10 protein-coding genes are annotated in these 15257 nt (G+C 72.1%); 5 read left to right on the top strand and 5 right to left on the bottom strand.

Annotation, left to right across the window (positions count from 1 at the left end; genetic code table 11):
• Positions 1-149 precede the first annotated feature (149 nt).
• Together J2853_RS07965 and J2853_RS07960 are read left to right on the top strand one after the other, a co-directional pair.
• On the top strand, positions 150-1580 hold the full coding sequence (locus J2853_RS07965) for a phytoene desaturase family protein (protein WP_307556322.1): 1431 nt from the start codon (positions 150-152) through the stop codon (positions 1578-1580).
• Positions 1577-2710: a glycosyltransferase family 2 protein gene (locus tag J2853_RS07960; protein WP_307556321.1), complete on the top strand. Its 1134-nt coding sequence runs from the start codon at positions 1577-1579 to the stop codon at positions 2708-2710. The genes J2853_RS07965 and J2853_RS07960 overlap by 4 nt, the downstream gene beginning before the upstream one ends.
• On the opposite strand, the gene J2853_RS07955 is transcribed toward J2853_RS07960, so the two are convergent.
• On the bottom strand, positions 2643-3257 hold the full coding sequence (locus J2853_RS07955; RefSeq protein ID WP_307556320.1) for a glycerol-3-phosphate acyltransferase: 615 nt from the start codon (positions 3255-3257) through the stop codon (positions 2643-2645). The genes J2853_RS07960 and J2853_RS07955 overlap by 68 nt on opposite strands.
• A gap of 40 nt (positions 3258-3297) precedes the next feature.
• Between J2853_RS07955 and J2853_RS07950 the strand changes: the two genes are divergently transcribed.
• The gene (locus J2853_RS07950; protein WP_307556319.1) at positions 3298-3939 is read left to right on the top strand and encodes a spheroidene monooxygenase; all 642 of its coding nucleotides are present in this window, start codon (positions 3298-3300) and stop codon (positions 3937-3939) included.
• Positions 3940-3962: 23 nt separating this feature from the next.
• Here J2853_RS07950 and J2853_RS07945 read toward each other — a convergent pair whose 3' ends face one another.
• Both J2853_RS07945 and J2853_RS07940 read right to left on the bottom strand, forming a co-directional pair.
• Complete coding sequence (locus J2853_RS07945) at positions 3963-4889, bottom strand: phytoene/squalene synthase family protein (RefSeq protein WP_307556318.1); 927 nt, start codon at positions 4887-4889, stop codon at positions 3963-3965.
• Positions 4886-6346: a phytoene desaturase family protein gene (locus J2853_RS07940; protein ID WP_307556317.1), complete on the bottom strand. Its 1461-nt coding sequence runs from the start codon at positions 6344-6346 to the stop codon at positions 4886-4888. The genes J2853_RS07945 and J2853_RS07940 overlap by 4 nt, the downstream gene beginning before the upstream one ends.
• Positions 6347-6782: 436 nt before the next feature.
• On the opposite strand from J2853_RS07940, the gene J2853_RS07935 reads away from it, so the two are divergent.
• Positions 6783-7574 carry an endonuclease/exonuclease/phosphatase family protein gene (locus J2853_RS07935; RefSeq protein ID WP_307556316.1) on the top strand — a complete coding sequence of 264 codons (792 nt, stop codon included), beginning with the start codon at positions 6783-6785 and terminating at the stop codon, positions 7572-7574.
• Positions 7575-7704: 130 nt separating this feature from the next.
• Here J2853_RS07935 and J2853_RS07930 read toward each other — a convergent pair whose 3' ends face one another.
• Entirely contained in the window at positions 7705-10065 is a 2361-nt protein-coding gene (locus J2853_RS07930; protein WP_307556315.1) for a PP2C family protein-serine/threonine phosphatase, read from the bottom strand.
• A 68-nt stretch (positions 10066-10133) separates the two neighbouring features.
• Positions 10134-14417: a HAMP domain-containing protein gene (locus J2853_RS07925; RefSeq protein WP_307556314.1), complete on the bottom strand. Its 4284-nt coding sequence runs from the start codon at positions 14415-14417 to the stop codon at positions 10134-10136.
• A gap of 271 nt (positions 14418-14688) precedes the next feature.
• On the opposite strand from J2853_RS07925, the gene J2853_RS07920 reads away from it, so the two are divergent.
• Positions 14689-15228, top strand: a complete 540-nt coding sequence (locus J2853_RS07920) for a MarR family winged helix-turn-helix transcriptional regulator (RefSeq protein ID WP_307556313.1) — start codon at positions 14689-14691, stop codon at positions 15226-15228.
• Positions 15229-15257: the final 29 nt, after the last annotated feature.

Raw genomic sequence — 15257 nt, 5'->3', positions numbered from 1 at the left:
ACAGGAGTGACGCGAACGGCGGCCGGCCCGGTCCCGCCGAGGCGGGGGACGCCACGGCCCGGGGTGTGAGAGCGCCGGGCGCGCGTGGAGGCGGAAATGCGGACGGCGGACGTGACGCTCCTTCCCGTCCCGCTCGTACGGAGGCGCGGATGGCGGAAGTGATCGTGGTCGGGGGCGGGGTCGGGGGCATGGTCTCCGCCCTGTTGCTGGCCCGGCGGGGGCATCGGGTGCGCCTGTACGAGCAGCGGTCACGGCTGGGCGGCAAGCTCGCCGAGCACAATCGCGACGGGTTCACCTTCTCCGTCGGCCCTTCCCTGCTGACCCTGCCCGGGGTCTTCGGCGAGCTGGGGCTGACGCTCGACCTCGTCGAGCTCCCCGAGCTGTGCCGGTACCGCTTCGCCGACGGCTCGACGCTGGCCGCGTATCGCGACCCCGCCAGGATGGCCGCCGAGGTGGAACGGCTCGCCCCCGGCGAGGGGCACAACTGGCTGGCCTTCCACGACTGGGCGCGAGGGTGCTTCGACGCGGCGCGCCGTACCTTCTTCTCCGGACCGCTCACCCGGCCGTCCGCCGAGGCCCGCCTGCCGGACCTGATGGCGGTCGCGCCCGGCCGCACCCTCGACGGCCTGGCCCGCCGTTTCTTCGGCGACCCGCGCCTGCGGCAGTACGTCGGCCGTTACGCGACCTACGCCGGCTCCAGCCCGTACCGGGCGCCGGCGGCGCTGGGCTGCATCCCGGCGATCGAGCACGGCGAGGGCGGCTGGTACGTGCCGGGAGGGCTGCCCCGCATCGCCGACGCCCTGGCCGCGCTGCTGGACAAGGCGGGTGTGGAGGTCGCGCTCGGCGCCGAGGTGGCGGGCGTGCTCGCCGACGGCCGCCGCGTCCTGGGGGTACGGCTGGCCTCCGGGGAGCGTGAGCGCTCCGACGTCGTGATCGCCAACACCGACGCGGCGGCGCTCTACGGGAGGCTGCTGCCCGACCGCCGTCGCCTGCGGCGCATCGCCGCGCTCGGCACCTCCTCCTCCGCGTTCCTGCTGCTGGCCGGGGTGAACGGCAGGACCGAGGGGTTGCCGCACCACTCCGTCGTCTTCTCCGCCGACTACGAGCGGGAGTTCGCCGACATCTTCGACCGGCGCAGGCCCCCGGAGGACCCGACCGTCTACATCGGCTGCTCGGCCGTGGACGACCCCTCCCAGGCGCCGCCGGACGCCGAGAACTGGGTCATGCTGGTCAACGTTCCGTCCCGCGACCCGGCCAGGTGGCCGATGTCCCCGGAGGCGTACCGCGACCTGGTGCTCGACCGCCTGGCCGTCCGGGGCCACGACCTGTCGGGACGCCTGCGCTTCGTCGACCTGTTCACCCCCGCCGACCTGCGCGACCGGTACGGCGCGTGGGGTGGTTCCATCTACGGCGGCGCCTACTCCGGGCGGCTGGCCCCCTTCCGCCGTCCGGGCAACCGGGGCCCCCGGCGGGGCCTGTACCTGGTGGGCGGTTCGGCGCATCCCGGCGGCGGGCTGCCGCTGGTGGCGATGGGCGGCCGCATCGTCGCCTCGCTCGTGGAGGAGGACTTCCCCCGATGAGACCCCTGTCCGCGCTCCAGGCCGCCGCGGCCCTCGTCGCGGGGGTACGGCTGGCCCGCGGGCGCGACCGCCTGCCCGCGCTGACCCCCGTCGAGACGACGACCGCGCGGATCTCGGTGGTGATCCCCGCCCGCGACGAGGAGCACCGCCTCGGCCCCTGCCTGTCGGCCGTGCTCGCCGACCCCGCCGTCGTCGAGGTCGTCGTCGTCGACGACGAGTCGGTCGACGGCACGGCACGGCTGGCCGCGGAGCTGGGGGCGAAGGTCGTCTCGGGCGCGCCGCTCCCCGCGGGGTGGGTGGGCAAGCAGTGGGCGCTGCGGCAGGGGGTCATGGCGGCGGGCGGCGACGTCGTGGTGACCCTGGACGCGGACACCCGGCCGGCGCCGGGCCTGTTCGGCGCCGTCGCCGCGGCCCTGGACGGCTACGACCTGGTCACCGTGGGCCCCAGGTTCGTGTGCGACGGAGTCGTGGAGCAGGCGCTGCACGCCTCGTTCCTCGCGACGCTGGTCTACCGGTTCGGCCCGATCGGGCCGGCCGTTCCCCCGGCGCCGCACCGCGTCGTGGCCAACGGACAGTGCATGGCGTTCCGCCGTACGGCGATGCTGGCCGCCGACGGGTTCGCGCGGATCCGCGGCCACCTGACCGACGACGTGGCGCTGGCCAGGAACCTGGCCGCCGGCGGGTGGGCCGTCGGGTTCCTGGACGCGAGCGGCCTGCTGGAGGTCGACATGCACGAGTCGGCGGCCGAGGTGTGGCGGGAGTGGGGGCGGTCGCTGCCGCTGCGCGACGTCACGGGGGCCGGATGGCAGGTCGCGGACCTGACCGTCATCTGGCTCACCACCGCGCTGCCCGTCCTGCGGCTGGCGGCCGGGCGGCCCACCCGGCTCGATCTGGCTCTGCTGGCCGTGCGGTTCCTGGTGACCGGCGCGCTGCGCGGCGGCTACACCCGGCCGGGGCCGGGCGTGCTGCTCTCCCCCCTGCTGGACCCGCTGACGGCCGTACGGCTGACGCAGGCCACGCTCCGTCCGGTGCGCACCTGGCGGGGCCGCACCTATCCCGTGGTCACGGCCGGCGCCCCGCCCGGCCCGGGCGGCCGGCCCAGGCGGCCTGCCCGAAGCGCAGCCCGATGAGCCCCATCAGCAGGCAGGTCCCCGCCACGTGTTCGACCGGCGCGAAGAACGACTGGAACAGCGGGACGCCGAACACCCCGCACCGCGCCCCGATCGTGAAGGACCGCGCCGCCAGGCTGATCGCGACCACCGCGGCGACCCCGAGCAGGAAGCCCGGCGGGCAGATGACGGCGAAGCCGCCCACGAAGGTGAGGATCGACCGTCCGCCCCTGAACCCGGCGAACACCGGCCAGGCGTGCCCGGCCATCGCCGCGGCCACCGCCAGGTACACCGGCACCACGCTGTCGCCGCTCACCTCACCGGACCCGGTGGTGTGCAGGCCGCTGACCACCAGGGCGAGCAACCCGGCGAGCGTGCCCTTGAGCGTGTCGCCCACGAAGACGGGCACGGCGGCCTGCCAGCCGATCCGCTGCCGGACGTTCCAGAATCCGGGGTTGCGGTCCCCCACCTCACGGGGGTCGAAGCCGTGCACGACGGCGACCGGCACGGCGACCGGCACGGATCCGAGAAGATAGCCGCCGATGACCGCGACGAGCAGAGGAACCATCGCTTCTTTCCACCTCACCAGGTATGCGGACAGGGGAGCCATGCGCTACATGGCGTTCGACCGGCCCGTGCTGAGGAGCACCCCGGGGCTGTCGTTCTGGCGGCTGCTCGGCTCGGGCCGCGGGACGTCGATGAGCCTGGGCGCGGACCTGCGCCGCTGGGCGCTGTTCGCGGTGTGGCGCGAGGAGCGGGACCTGGAGGAGTTCCTGAGGAACTCCCCCGTGGCGGCGCGCCGGCGCGAGGCACGGGAGTCCTGGCAGGTACGGCTCGCTCCCCTGGCCTCGCGCGGCCGGTGGGGCGGGGTGGAGCCGTTCGGCCCCGGCCTCGGGGAACCGTCCGGGCCGGACCCCGGCGGGCCGATCGCCGTGCTGACCCGGGCCTCGATCCGGCCCTCCCGCCTGGTGCCGTTCTACCGTTCGGTCCCGGAGGTGGATCGGCTCCTGAGGGAACAGGGCGGCTGCCTGGCCTCGGTCGGCGTCGGCGAGTGGCCGCTGGCCCGGCAGGCCACGTTCTCGCTGTGGCGCGACGCCGGGGCTGTGCGCGACTTCGCCCATCGGGGGCACGCGCACCGGGAGGTGATCGGCCGGACGCGGGCGGAGGACTGGTACTCCGAGGAGTTGTTCGCCCGGTTCGTCCCCTACCGCAGCGAGGGAACGTGGGACGGGGCCGATCCCCTGGCCTGACCGGTTCGCCTCGCCCGCTCGTCTCACAGCACGTGGACCGTCATCCGGCGCTCGGCCCGGTCCGCCGCGGACGCCGCGAGCAGGTGCCGCGCGAAGATCGCCAGCTTGCGGTGTCCCGGCACGGCGACCCTGGTCCCGAGGACGTCGTGACCGGCGGCCTCGATCCGCTGGAGGATCCCGCCGTACAGCTCGCAGGCCGCCCGGATGCACGGCCGCGAGGAGGGGGCCAGCAGGTCGACGCCCTTGGCGGCCAGCCGGTAGTGGCCGCGTGCCCGCCCGACCTCGAAGGCCAGCAGCTCGCGCAGGGCCGGGGTGAGGCCGCGGCGCCCCAGGTCGGCCTCGCGCACCCCGAACGCGTCCAGGTCCTCCAGCGGCAGGTAGACCCGGCCGCGCTGCAGGTCCTCGGCCACGTCACGCAGGAAGTTGGTCAGCTGGAACGCCAGCCCGAGCTGGCGGGCGGCCTCCCTGGCCCGCTCCTCCGTGCCCGGCAGCGGTTCGAGCACGGGCAGCATCATCGTGCCGATGGCCGCCGCCGAACCCTCCATGTAGCCGAGCAGGTCGTCGTAGGTGGCGTAGCGGCTGACGGTCAGGTCGGCCCGCATCGACCGCAGGAAGGCCCTGATGTCGTCGTGGTCGATGCCGAACGAGCGCACGGTCTGCACGAAGGCCGGAAGCACCGGGTCCGCGCCGTGGTCGTCGAGGCCGGCATGACCGCCGTGGCCGCCTGCCAGCATGCGGGTCAGCCGGATGTCCAGGGTGTCGAGTGCCGCGGCGCGGTCGCCCGTCATCGTGAAGGAGTCCACGATCTCGTCGGCGTGGCGGGCGAAGCCGTACAGGGCGTGCACGTGCGGCCGCTTCCAGGCGGGCAGCAGCAGGGTGGACAGGTAGTAGGAGCGGCCGTGGCGGGCGTTGAGCCTGCGGCAGAGCTCGTAGCTGCCGGTCAGGGTCATCGGGACGTTCCCAGGACGCGTTCCGCGGCCAGTTTTCCGGAGATCAGCACCGGTGGCACTCCCACCCCCGGCGCGGTGTACATGCCGGCGAAGTGCAGCCCGGGGACGCGCCGGGCCGCGCCCGCCGGTCTGAACCAGGCCGTCTGGGTGAACCGGTGGTCCATGGCGAACGGCGTGCCCGCCGAGTGGCCGCGCCGCGCCCAGGCGGGTGGGTCGAAGGTGAGCCTCGGGGCCGTCGCCAGGTCGCCGTAGCCGAGGTCGGCGAGCCTGCGGAACAGGCGGTTCTCCAGTTGCGGGGTCAACCGGTCCCAGTCGTTCGCGCCGTGCAGGTTGGTCGTCGGCTCCAGCACCGTGAGGGTGGCGTGCCCGGCGGGGGCGGCGCCGGCGTCCGACTCCGGGTAGGTGATCAGCAGGTTCGGGTCCGGCTGCGGCCGGCCCTCCCTGAGCGCGGAGAAGGTGGCGTCCCACTGGCGGCCGAAGTGCAGGGTGTGGTGGGCCTGGCCGGGGATCCGCCGGTCGAGGCCGAGGTGGAGGACCAGGCAGGAGGGCGAGTAGCGGGGACGGCGGAGCCGCCAGTCGCCCGCCGCCTCGGGGAGCAGCCCGGCGTGGGCGCGGGGCAGGTCGCAGGCGACGACGACGTGCCCGGCGGCCAGATGTTCCCCGGTGTCGAGCCGGACCGCGCAGACCCCGCCGGGTCCGGTCTCGACCTTGACGGCTCGCACGCCGTACCTGATCTGCGCTCCCGCCTTCTCGGCCACGGCGGCCATGGCCTGCGGGATGGCGTGCATGCCGCCGTGCCTCGGGAAGAAGACGCCGCCGACCGTGTCCATGTGGGCGATCACGGCGTAGATCCCGAGTGCCTGCCGGGGTGCCAGGCCCACGTACAGGGCCTGGAAGGTGTGCGCCTTGACCAGCCGGGCGTCGGTGAGGTGGCTCTCCACGAAAGACTCCAGGCGCCGGAACCCGCCCATGGCGGTCACCCGCGCCAGGGCACGCGGCTGGGCCAGGCCGCGCAGCCGCGTCATGTCACGGTCGATGAAGCAGGGCCATTCGGCGGCGAACAGCTCGCCGAGCCGCTTCCGGAACCGCCGGTACCTGTCGGCCTCCGCGGCGCCGCACAGCCCGCGCACCTGCTCGATCATCGCGTCCTCGCCGGGCACCACGTCCAGGTGGGAGCCGTCGTGGTAGCGCAGCCGGTAGTACGGGTCCAGCCGCCGCAGCGGGAGCAGGCTCTCCATGTCCTCACCGGCGGCGGCGAAGACGTCGGCCAGGACGTCCGGCATGGTCAGCACCGACGGCCCGGTGTCGAAACGGTACTCGCCCAGGTTCGCGGTCCCGCAGCAGCCGCCCGGAACCTGTTCCGCCTCCACGACGGTGACGTCGCGCCCGGCCGCGGCCAGCCGGATCGCCGCGGCGAGGCCGCCGAGCCCGGCTCCGACCACCACGATCGGGCTCACGAACTCCTCCCGGTCACCAGGTCCGCGAACCCGGCCGCCCGCCTCCGACGACGATCGATCTCTTGGGTGACGGCGACCATGGGCGTCGCTCCTCCGCGTCGTTGGAGAGAAATTCGCAGGCGTGATCACATTCGGACACGACTGCCCCGACGGCGGGCCGGACGGGTCGGCGGCCGGTCCACTTCGCGCGATCCATCCCCACGCTCACCTGCCGGTAAATCAATTCCTCGCGCAAGAAGACGTAAAGACGATCGCGGGGCCGTCCCTCTCCGAACGGCCGACGGTTCATCTCATCCCGGCGAACGGATGAACGGGCCGAGCGCGATGGACTTATACCGCACCGTTTCCATTCATTTTTGAGATCTTGTGCCTGACAGGCGCCTGCTGCCAAGCTGCTCGCGCACGGTTAACCGATATGTCAGACATAAGGGGAACAATGCGCCGCTCACGCCCTGCCCCTCGCGCTCTCGCCCGCCTCTGTCTCGTCATCCTGCTTGCCGCGGTCGGTTCGGTCGTCACCGCGCCCGCCATACCCGCGGCGGCCGCCGCCGCGCAGGAGTATCGCGTTCTCCAGCTCAACCTCTGCCACAGCGGCGTCAACACCTCCTGCTACAACGGGGCCGCCGTCATCCAGGAGGCCCGCGACGTCATCACCGCGAAGCAGCCCCAGGCCGTCACGCTCAACGAGATCTGCCGCGCCGACGTGGCACAGCTGGCTCCCTCGATGGGCAACGGTTACAGCATGTTCGCCCCGGCGGTCCGGGCCGACGGCACACCGGTGCGCTGCACCGACGGGGACGAGTACGGCAACGGGATGATCTTCCGCGCCACGGGGGCGACCGGTTTCTCGGGCGTGTACGGCGCCCAGGACAGCGGGAGCGAGAAGCGCGTCTACGTGTGCGCCGAATTCCCCGACCTGACCGCCTGCGCCACCCACCTGTCGACCACCGGAACCGTCGCCATGGCCCAGTGCAAGGCCGCCGTCTCCATGCTGCTCGGCCGGGGCGCGGCCACGAAACCGACCTTCCTGGCGGGCGACTTCAACCTCAGGTACGCCCCCCTGTTCGGGCAGAACGTCCAGAACTGCAACTCCGCCCCCTTCTTCCGGAAGGGCGACGGCGACGTGCAGCACGTCTTCGCGGCCGGCATGGGTTACACGCGCACCGAGGTCGTCTCCATGAGATACACCGATCACCCCGGCCTGCTCGTCGTGCTGACGAAACCCTGACCCCGCGCCACGCGCCGCCGCCGTCCCCGCTCGACGGGAGCGTCAGGCCCTCCGGCCCCGTGGCGACCCGGCGATCTCCGTGAACGATCCCGGACCGCCACGTGACCCGCCGGGCCGGGGCCGTGATCGGTCAGTGGAGCTGCACGCCGATGAGACAGGTGTCGTCGTCGGTGTCGGAGTTGCAGTGGGTCAGCAGATGGTCGAGCCGGTGGTCGAGACTGGCGGTGGGGTGCTCGGCGGTGATCAGGAGCTGCGCCTGCGAATGCTGCAGCGAACGGTCCCTGCGCTCGATCAGGCCGTCGGTGTACATGAGGAGCGTGTCGTCTCGCTCAAGCTGGATCCGTTCTTCGGCGTAGTCGGCGTCGGAGACCGCGCCGAGCAGGATGCCGCCGATCATGGAGAGTTCGGTCGCCCGGTTCCGCCGGATCAGGACGGGCGGCAGGTGACCGGCCCGTGCCCAGCGCAGGACTCGGGTCGTGGGGTCGTACAGGCCGCAGACCGCGGTGGCGGTGACGCTTTCGGTCAGGTGGTGGGCGACCAGGTTGAGCCAGGTCAGCAACTGGGCCGGTCCGGCGCCGGTGGCCGCCAGGCCTCGCAGGGCGTTGCGCAGGATGACCATGCCGGTCGCGGCCTCGATGCCGTGCCCGGCGATGTCGCCGACCGACAGCAGGATCTGCTTGGAGGGCAGGATGAACGTGTCGTACCAGTCGCCCCCTATCAGGTGTTCCTTCTCGGCCGGCCGGTAGCGTACGGCGATGTGCAGGCCGAACGCCTCGACGGGGCCTCGGGCCGGCGGCATGATGGCGTGCTGGAGCTGCAGGGTCAGGCGGTTGCGCTCGTCGACCTGCTGCTCGGACAGGGCCAGCCGGTCACGGGTGGCGGCCAGGGCGACCTCCGTCCAGTGCTGGGCGGAGATGTCCTGGTAGGCGCCGCGGATGGCCGCCATGCGCCCGTCGGCGTCGAAGACGGGCTCGGCCACCACGCGGATGTGCCGGATGATGCCGTCGTCGCGCTGCAGGCGGAAAGCCGTGGCGCTCGGGTGCCTGTGGTGCAGCACCGTGCGCAGGAAGCGGCCGATGGCGGTGGCGTCGTCGGGATGAGCTCGCTCACGCAGACGCTCCAGCGGGATCGGCCGGTCGGCGGAGGTCAGGCCGTACAGCTCGTAGAGCTGGCTGTTCCAGGTGATCTCACCGGTCTGGGCGTTCTCCTCGAACCCGCCGATACGGCCCAGCCGCTGGGCGTGCTGCAGCAGGCTCGCCAGGCGGACCACCTCGTCCTGCACCCGCCAGATCAGCAGGATGCAGTCGCCGTGCCGGGTCAGGCTGATGTCGGCGAGAGTGGTCAGCGGCACCTGGTCGGCCAGGGCTGTCAGCGTCATGCCTTCGGCGCGGAAGGGCTCGCCGGTCGCGTGGACGTGCTCGATCTTCTCCAGCAGGCCGCTGTCGCCGGCGGCCAGGGGGTAGGCCTCCAGCAGCAGCGCGCCGGTGACGACGCCGCGCGGGCGTCCGGCGGGATCGGCGAAGCGGCTGTTGGAGTGGTGGATGCGGAAGTCGGTGAGCCGGCCCCCGTCGTCGAGCTGGGGTGTCAGCACCAGCGCCGGGTCGGGCAGCGCGTCGACCAGGTCGATGAGCTCGGCCATGTGCGGCGCCGCGGCACGCTGGTCGGCCGGTGCCTCCAGCGTGTGCGCGCACAGCTCGGCCAGTGCCTCCATCTGCTTGTGGATCTGGGGCGGCTGCGGCTGCAGCGGCTGCGGCCAGCAGATCTCCAGCACCCCCAGGATGCGGCCCCCCGTGCCCGCCGGGATCGTCACCCGGCCTCCGCCGGACAGCTGCCGCTGCCCGATGGAGGGCAGGCCCGGCTCGGACAGGGAGGAGAACCATACGGTCTGCCGCTCGACCAGGGCACGGCGGGCCGGGGTGGCCACGCCCGGCGGCACGTAGCGCCACCGCCTGGCCTCCTCCGCGCTGAACCCCGCGTACCCGGCCAGTGTCAGGGAGGCGTCGGGGCCGGCCGCCCACATCGCGACGGCCGTCGCTCCGAGAGGCGCCAGCGCGTGCTCCAGCAGCGACTCGGCGACCATCTGGCTGTCGGTCGCGTACAGCACGCCGCTCTCCGCGGTGCGCAGCCGTACCGCCACCGACGACGCGCCGGCGTCGCGGGCCTCCGCGCCGGTCCGGGTCAGGAAGTCGCGGGCGGCGTCGCTGAGACGGTCCTGGGCCGTCTGATTGATGATGTCGGTGGCCAGCTCCAGCTGTGAGAGCCCCGCCTGCTCGGCGAGCGCCGCCAGCTGCTGGGCGGCCTGGGTCGGACCGCAGCGCAGCCGTTCGACCAGGACTCCCCTCGCCAGCGCGATCAACGCCCGGCCCTCGGCCGCGAGCTGGGCGTCGTGGATCTCCCTGCGCAGCCGGTCGATCGTGGCGGCCAGCCTGCCCACGTTGCCGGACACCGTGACCTCTCCGGCGGTGTCCTCGGCGGGCTGGGGGATCTGCACGCTGCTGCTCCTCGCGATGCGGAAGGGGATGCGGTGGGCACCGCCGGGCTGCGGTGGGAACCGCCGGGCTACGGGGCCATCCAGTGCTGGATGAGCCCGATCAGGTGGTTGGCGTCGACCGGTTTGGTCACGTAGTCGCTCGCGCCCGAGGCCAGGCTCTTCTCCTGGTCGCCGGGCATCGCCTTGGCCGTGACGGTGATGATGGGCAGGTCGGCGTAGGCCGGCATCGCGCGGATCGCCGAGGTGGCCGCGTAGCCGTCCATCTCCGGCATCATCACGTCCATCAGGACGAGGTCGATCTCCGGGTGCACGACCAGGGTGTCGATGCCCTTGCGCCCGTTCTCGGCGTGCAGCACGTGCATGCCGTAGATCTCCAGGATGCTGGTCAGCGCGAACAGGTTGCGCGTGTCGTCGTCGACGACCAGCACGGTACGGCCGGCCAGCGTGACGTCGATCTGCCGGGCCATCGGCTCGCCCGCCTTCTGCGGCCGCACCAGCGGCAGGACGTCGCCCGGCTGGTCGGCGGTCAGGTGAAGCGCGATGCGCTCGCGCAGCTCGTCCAGGCTGGACAGCAGCTCCAGCGGCTGGGAGCCGGCGCGCGACTGCAGGATGTTCTCCTCCTGCGAGCCCATGCGCCAGTTGTTGTAGGCCAGGACCGGCACGCCGTTCAGGGCGGCGTCGCCGTTCATGGCCTCCAGCAGGCCGAAGGACGCCCGGTCGGCCATGTCGAGGTCCAGCACGATGCAGTGGCAGGGCTGCGCGGCCAGCGAGGTGGCCGCCTCCTGCGCGCCGGCCGCGGTGACGATCTCCACGGATCTTCCGATCCCGCCCACGTCGCGGTTGGCCAGATCGGTCACGACGCTCTCGGCGACCAGCGACAGCAGCCCGTGGGCGCGTTCCTCTATCACCAGCAGCCGCCGCCGCTGCGGGGGCGCCGGCACCGCGGCGACGACCGGCCGGCCGACGGGGTCCTCCTGCAGCGCCTCGGAGGGCACGGCGTCATCCGGCTGCTCGGCGAAGTCGGGCCGGGCGACGGGCAGGTACAACGTGAACGTGCTGCCCTGACCCAGCGCGCTCTCCGCGGTGATGGCGCCGCCGAGCAGGTAGGCGATCTCACGGCTGATGGACAGTCCCAGGCCGGTGCCGCCGTATTTGCGGCTGGTGGTGCCGTCGGCCTGCTGGAAGGCACCGAAGATCGCCTCCAGGTGCTGCTCGGCGATGCCGATGCCGGTGTCGACGACCCGCAGGGCGATGGCCGCGCCGTACGGGCGCACCGACGAGGGCAGCTCCGTCGGCGTGGCCGGCTCGATCCGCAGCTCGACGCTGCCGGTCTCGGTGAACTTGACGGCGTTGGACAGCAGGTTGCGCAGCACCTGGCGCAGCCGGGAGTCGTCGGTGAGCAGGTCGGCCGGCACGCCCGGCGCGCTCGTGATGCGGAACTCCAGGCTTTTCTGCGTGGTCATCGGCTGGAAGGTGGCCTCGACGTAGTCCAGGAGCTGGCGCAGCGAGACCAGCTCGGGGTTGAGGTCCATCTTGCCGGCCTCCACCTTGGACAGGTCGAGGATGTCGTTGATGAGCTGAAGCAGGTCGGATCCGGCCGAGTGGATGATGCTGGCGTACTCGACCTGCTTGGCGGTCAGGTTCCGGGTGTGGTTCTGGGCCAGCAGCTGGGCGAGGATGAGCAGCGAGTTGAGCGGGGTGCGCAGCTCGTGACTCATGTTGGCCAGGAACTCGCTCTTGTACTTGGAGGCCAGCGAGAGCTGCTGGGCGCGGTCCTCCAGCTCCTGGCGCGCCTGCTCGATCTCCAGGTTCTTCGTCTCGATGTCGCGGTTCTGCGAGGCGAGCAGGGCCGCCTTCTCCTCCAGCTCGGCGTTGGAGCGCTGGAGCTCCTCCTGCTGGTTCTGCAGTTCCTCCGAGCGCGCCTGCAGCTCGGCGGTCAGCCGCTGCGACTCCACCAGCAACTCGTCGGTGCGGGCGTTGGCGACGATGGTGTTGACGTTGACGCCGATGGTCTCCATCAGCTGGTTGAGGAAAGCGCGATGAACCGGGGTGAAGGCGTACAGGGAGGCCAGCTCGATCACGCCCAGCACCTGGTCCTCAACGAGGATGGGCAGCACGATCAGCGACGAGGGCGCGGTGTGGCCGAGCCCGGAGGAGATCGTGACGTAGCCCGGGGGCACCTCGTCCATGGCGATCGTCCGGCGGGTCCGGGCGGCCTGCCCGACCAGGGACTCACCCATCCGGAACCGGGTGGAGGCGTCTCCGGCGGGATAGCCGTAGGCGCTGATGAGCTTCAGCTCGGCGCCCCCCGGAGACTCCTCCGCGAGGAAGAACGCGCCGAACTGGGCCGACACCAGCGGGGCGAGCTCGTTCATGACCAGCTCGGCGACCACGTCGAGGTCGCGGTGGCCCTGCATGAGACCGGAGATGCGCGCCAGGTTGGTCTTGAGCCAGTCTTGCTCCTGGTTGGCGCTGGTGGTCTCGCGCAGCGACTTCACCATCGAGTTGATGTTGTCCTTCAGCTCGGCCACCTCGCCGGAGGCGTCCACGGTGATGGACCGGGTCAGGTCACCGGAGGTGACCGCGCTGGTCACCTCCGCGATGGCACGCACCTGCCGGGTCAGGTTCCCGGCCAGTTCGTTGACGTTCTCCGTCAGGCGCTTCCAGGTGCCCGAGACGCCCTCCACCTCGGCCTGACCGCCCAGGCGGCCCTCCGAACCCACCTCCCTGGCCACGCGGGTGACCTCGGCGGCGAAGCTGGACAGCTGGTCGACCATCGTGTTGATGGTCGTCTTCAGCTCCAGGATCTCCCCTCGCGCGTCCACGTCGATCTTCCTGGTCAGATCGCCCCTCGCCACGGCCGTCGTGACCTGAGCGATGCTGCGCACCTGGTTGGTCAGGTTGTTCGCCATCGAGTTGACGTTGTCGGTGAGGTCCTTCCAGGTGCCGGCCACGTTCGGCACGCGGGCCTGGCCGCCCAGCTCGCCCTCGGTGCCGACCTCGCGGGCCACGCGGGTCACCTCGTCGGCGAAGGCGCTCAACGTGTCGACCATCGTGTTGATGGTCTGCGCGAGCGCCGCGACCTCGCCCTTCGCCTCCACGTTGATCTTCTGGGACAGGTCGCCCTTGGCCACCGCGGTGGCCACCTGGGCGATGGAGCGCACCTGCCCGGTCAGGTTGGAGGCCATGACGTTGACGTTGTCGGTCAGGTCCTTCCACGTGCCGGAGACGCCCCGCACCGTCGCCTGCCCGCCGAGCTGGCCCTCGGTGCCGACCTCGCGGGCCACCCGGGTCACCTCGTCGGCGAAGGCCGACAGCTGGTCGACCATCGTGTTGATGGTCTCCTTCAGCTCCAGGATCTCGCCCCGGGCGTCGACGCGGATCTTCTGCGACAGGTCGCCCTTGGCCACCGCGGTGGTGACCTCGGCGATGGAGCGCACCTGGGCGGTGAGGTTGTCGGCCATGACGTTCACCGACTCCGTCAGCGCCTTCCAGGTGCCCGAGACGCCCTTCACGTCGGCCTGCCCGCCCAGGCGGCCCTCGGTGCCGACCTCGCGGGCCACCCGGGTCACCTCGTCGGCGAAGCCGGACAACTGCTCCACCATCGTGTTGAGGGTGTTCTTCAGCTCCAGGATCTCGCCCCGCGCCGAGACCGTGATCTTCTGCGACAGGTCGCCCCGTGCCACCGCGGTGGCCACCTGCGAGATGTTGCGCACCTGGTCGGTCAGGTTGCCGGCCATGTAGTTCACCGAGTCGGTGAGGTCGCGCCAGGTGCCCGCCACGCCCTTGACGTCGGCCTGCCCGCCGAGCTGGCCCTCGGTGCCGACCTCGCGGGCCACGCGGGTCACCTCGTCGGCGAAGCTGGACAGCTGGTCGACCATCGTGTTGACGGTGTTCTTCAGCTCCAGGATCTCGCCCCGGGCGTCCACGGTGATCTTCTGCGACAGGTCGCCCTTGGCCACCGCGGTGGTGACCTCGGCGATGGAGCGCACCTGGTCGGTCAGGTTGCCGGCCATGGCGTTGACGGACTCGGTGAGGTCCTTCCAGGTGCCCGACACGCCGGGCACCTCGGCCTGCCCGCCCAGGCGGCCCTCGGTGCCGACCTCGCGGGCCACTCGCGTCACCTCGGAGGTGAACAGCGACAACTGGTCCACCATGCCGTTGAAGACCGAGGCGATCTCCCCGAGCAGGCCGTCGGTGTCACCGGGCAGCCGGGTGCCGAAATCGCCGTCCCTGACCGCCGTCAGCCCGGCCAGCAACTGGCGCAGCTCCAGCTCCCCGCCCTCACCGGCGCCGCGTACGGCCCTGCCGCGCCCCACCGAGGATGCACCGCTGACCGCCGTGTCACTCATGTCCACCCTCGCTCCGCTCCGCTACCCTCACGCACAAGCGTTCGCCACCGGCCGTTCGCGCACCTTATTTGACCTATGGCAAATATGGTGTCGGTTCGTGAGGTTATCCCACGTGATCGCATGCCGACAATCCGGCCGTGATCAGGCCGGTAGCGCGAGTGCGGAAGGGGCTCGTGACGCGTGCGGGAGGAGACCGCCGACCGCACTTCGAACTCCGCTCGCAGGAAGACGCCATGAAACCCGCGATCTTGCCGCCCGAATGGACGACCACATGAACGACCAGCCGTCCTCTGTGGACGCGCCCGTCCCCCCGCCCTCGCGACCCTGGCCGACGGACGAGGAGGCCGTCGAGCACGAGGCCGCCGCGCTCGTCGCGATCTGGGGCCTGTCCAGGCGCGCCGTGCCCGCCAAGGTGTCGGCCATGCAACTGCAGGCCTTGCTGATCATCGAACACCAGGAGACGACCAATCTGGGCCGCCTCGCCACGGCGCTCAACGCCCTGCCCTCCTCCACCAGCCGCCTGTGCGACCGCCTGGAGGCCACCGGGTGGATCCGCCGGTCGACCCGGCCGACGGACGCCCGCGAGCTCACGCTGGCCCTGACCCCCTCAGGGCACACCCTGCTGACCGCGCTGCGCGAGCGACGGCGTGACGACCTGGCCCGCGTGCTGCGGGAGATGTCCCAGGCTGCCCGGGACGCCCTGCTGTACGGACTGCGAGAGTTCGCGGCGGCCGCCGACCGCATCGTCGAGGACCGCGAACCCGGCCTCGACGAGGACTGGCCCGCCATCGCGGCCCGCCTCCTCGCCTGACGGCCGCCGGGCGGGGATGCGCCCCCGGC

It is taken from the genome of Streptosporangium lutulentum (assembly GCF_030811455.1).
GTDB lineage: Bacteria > Actinomycetota > Actinomycetes > Streptosporangiales > Streptosporangiaceae > Streptosporangium > Streptosporangium lutulentum.
The sequence above is the reverse complement of the archived record's forward strand: the minus strand, read 5'-3'. Positions and strand labels throughout refer to the sequence as shown.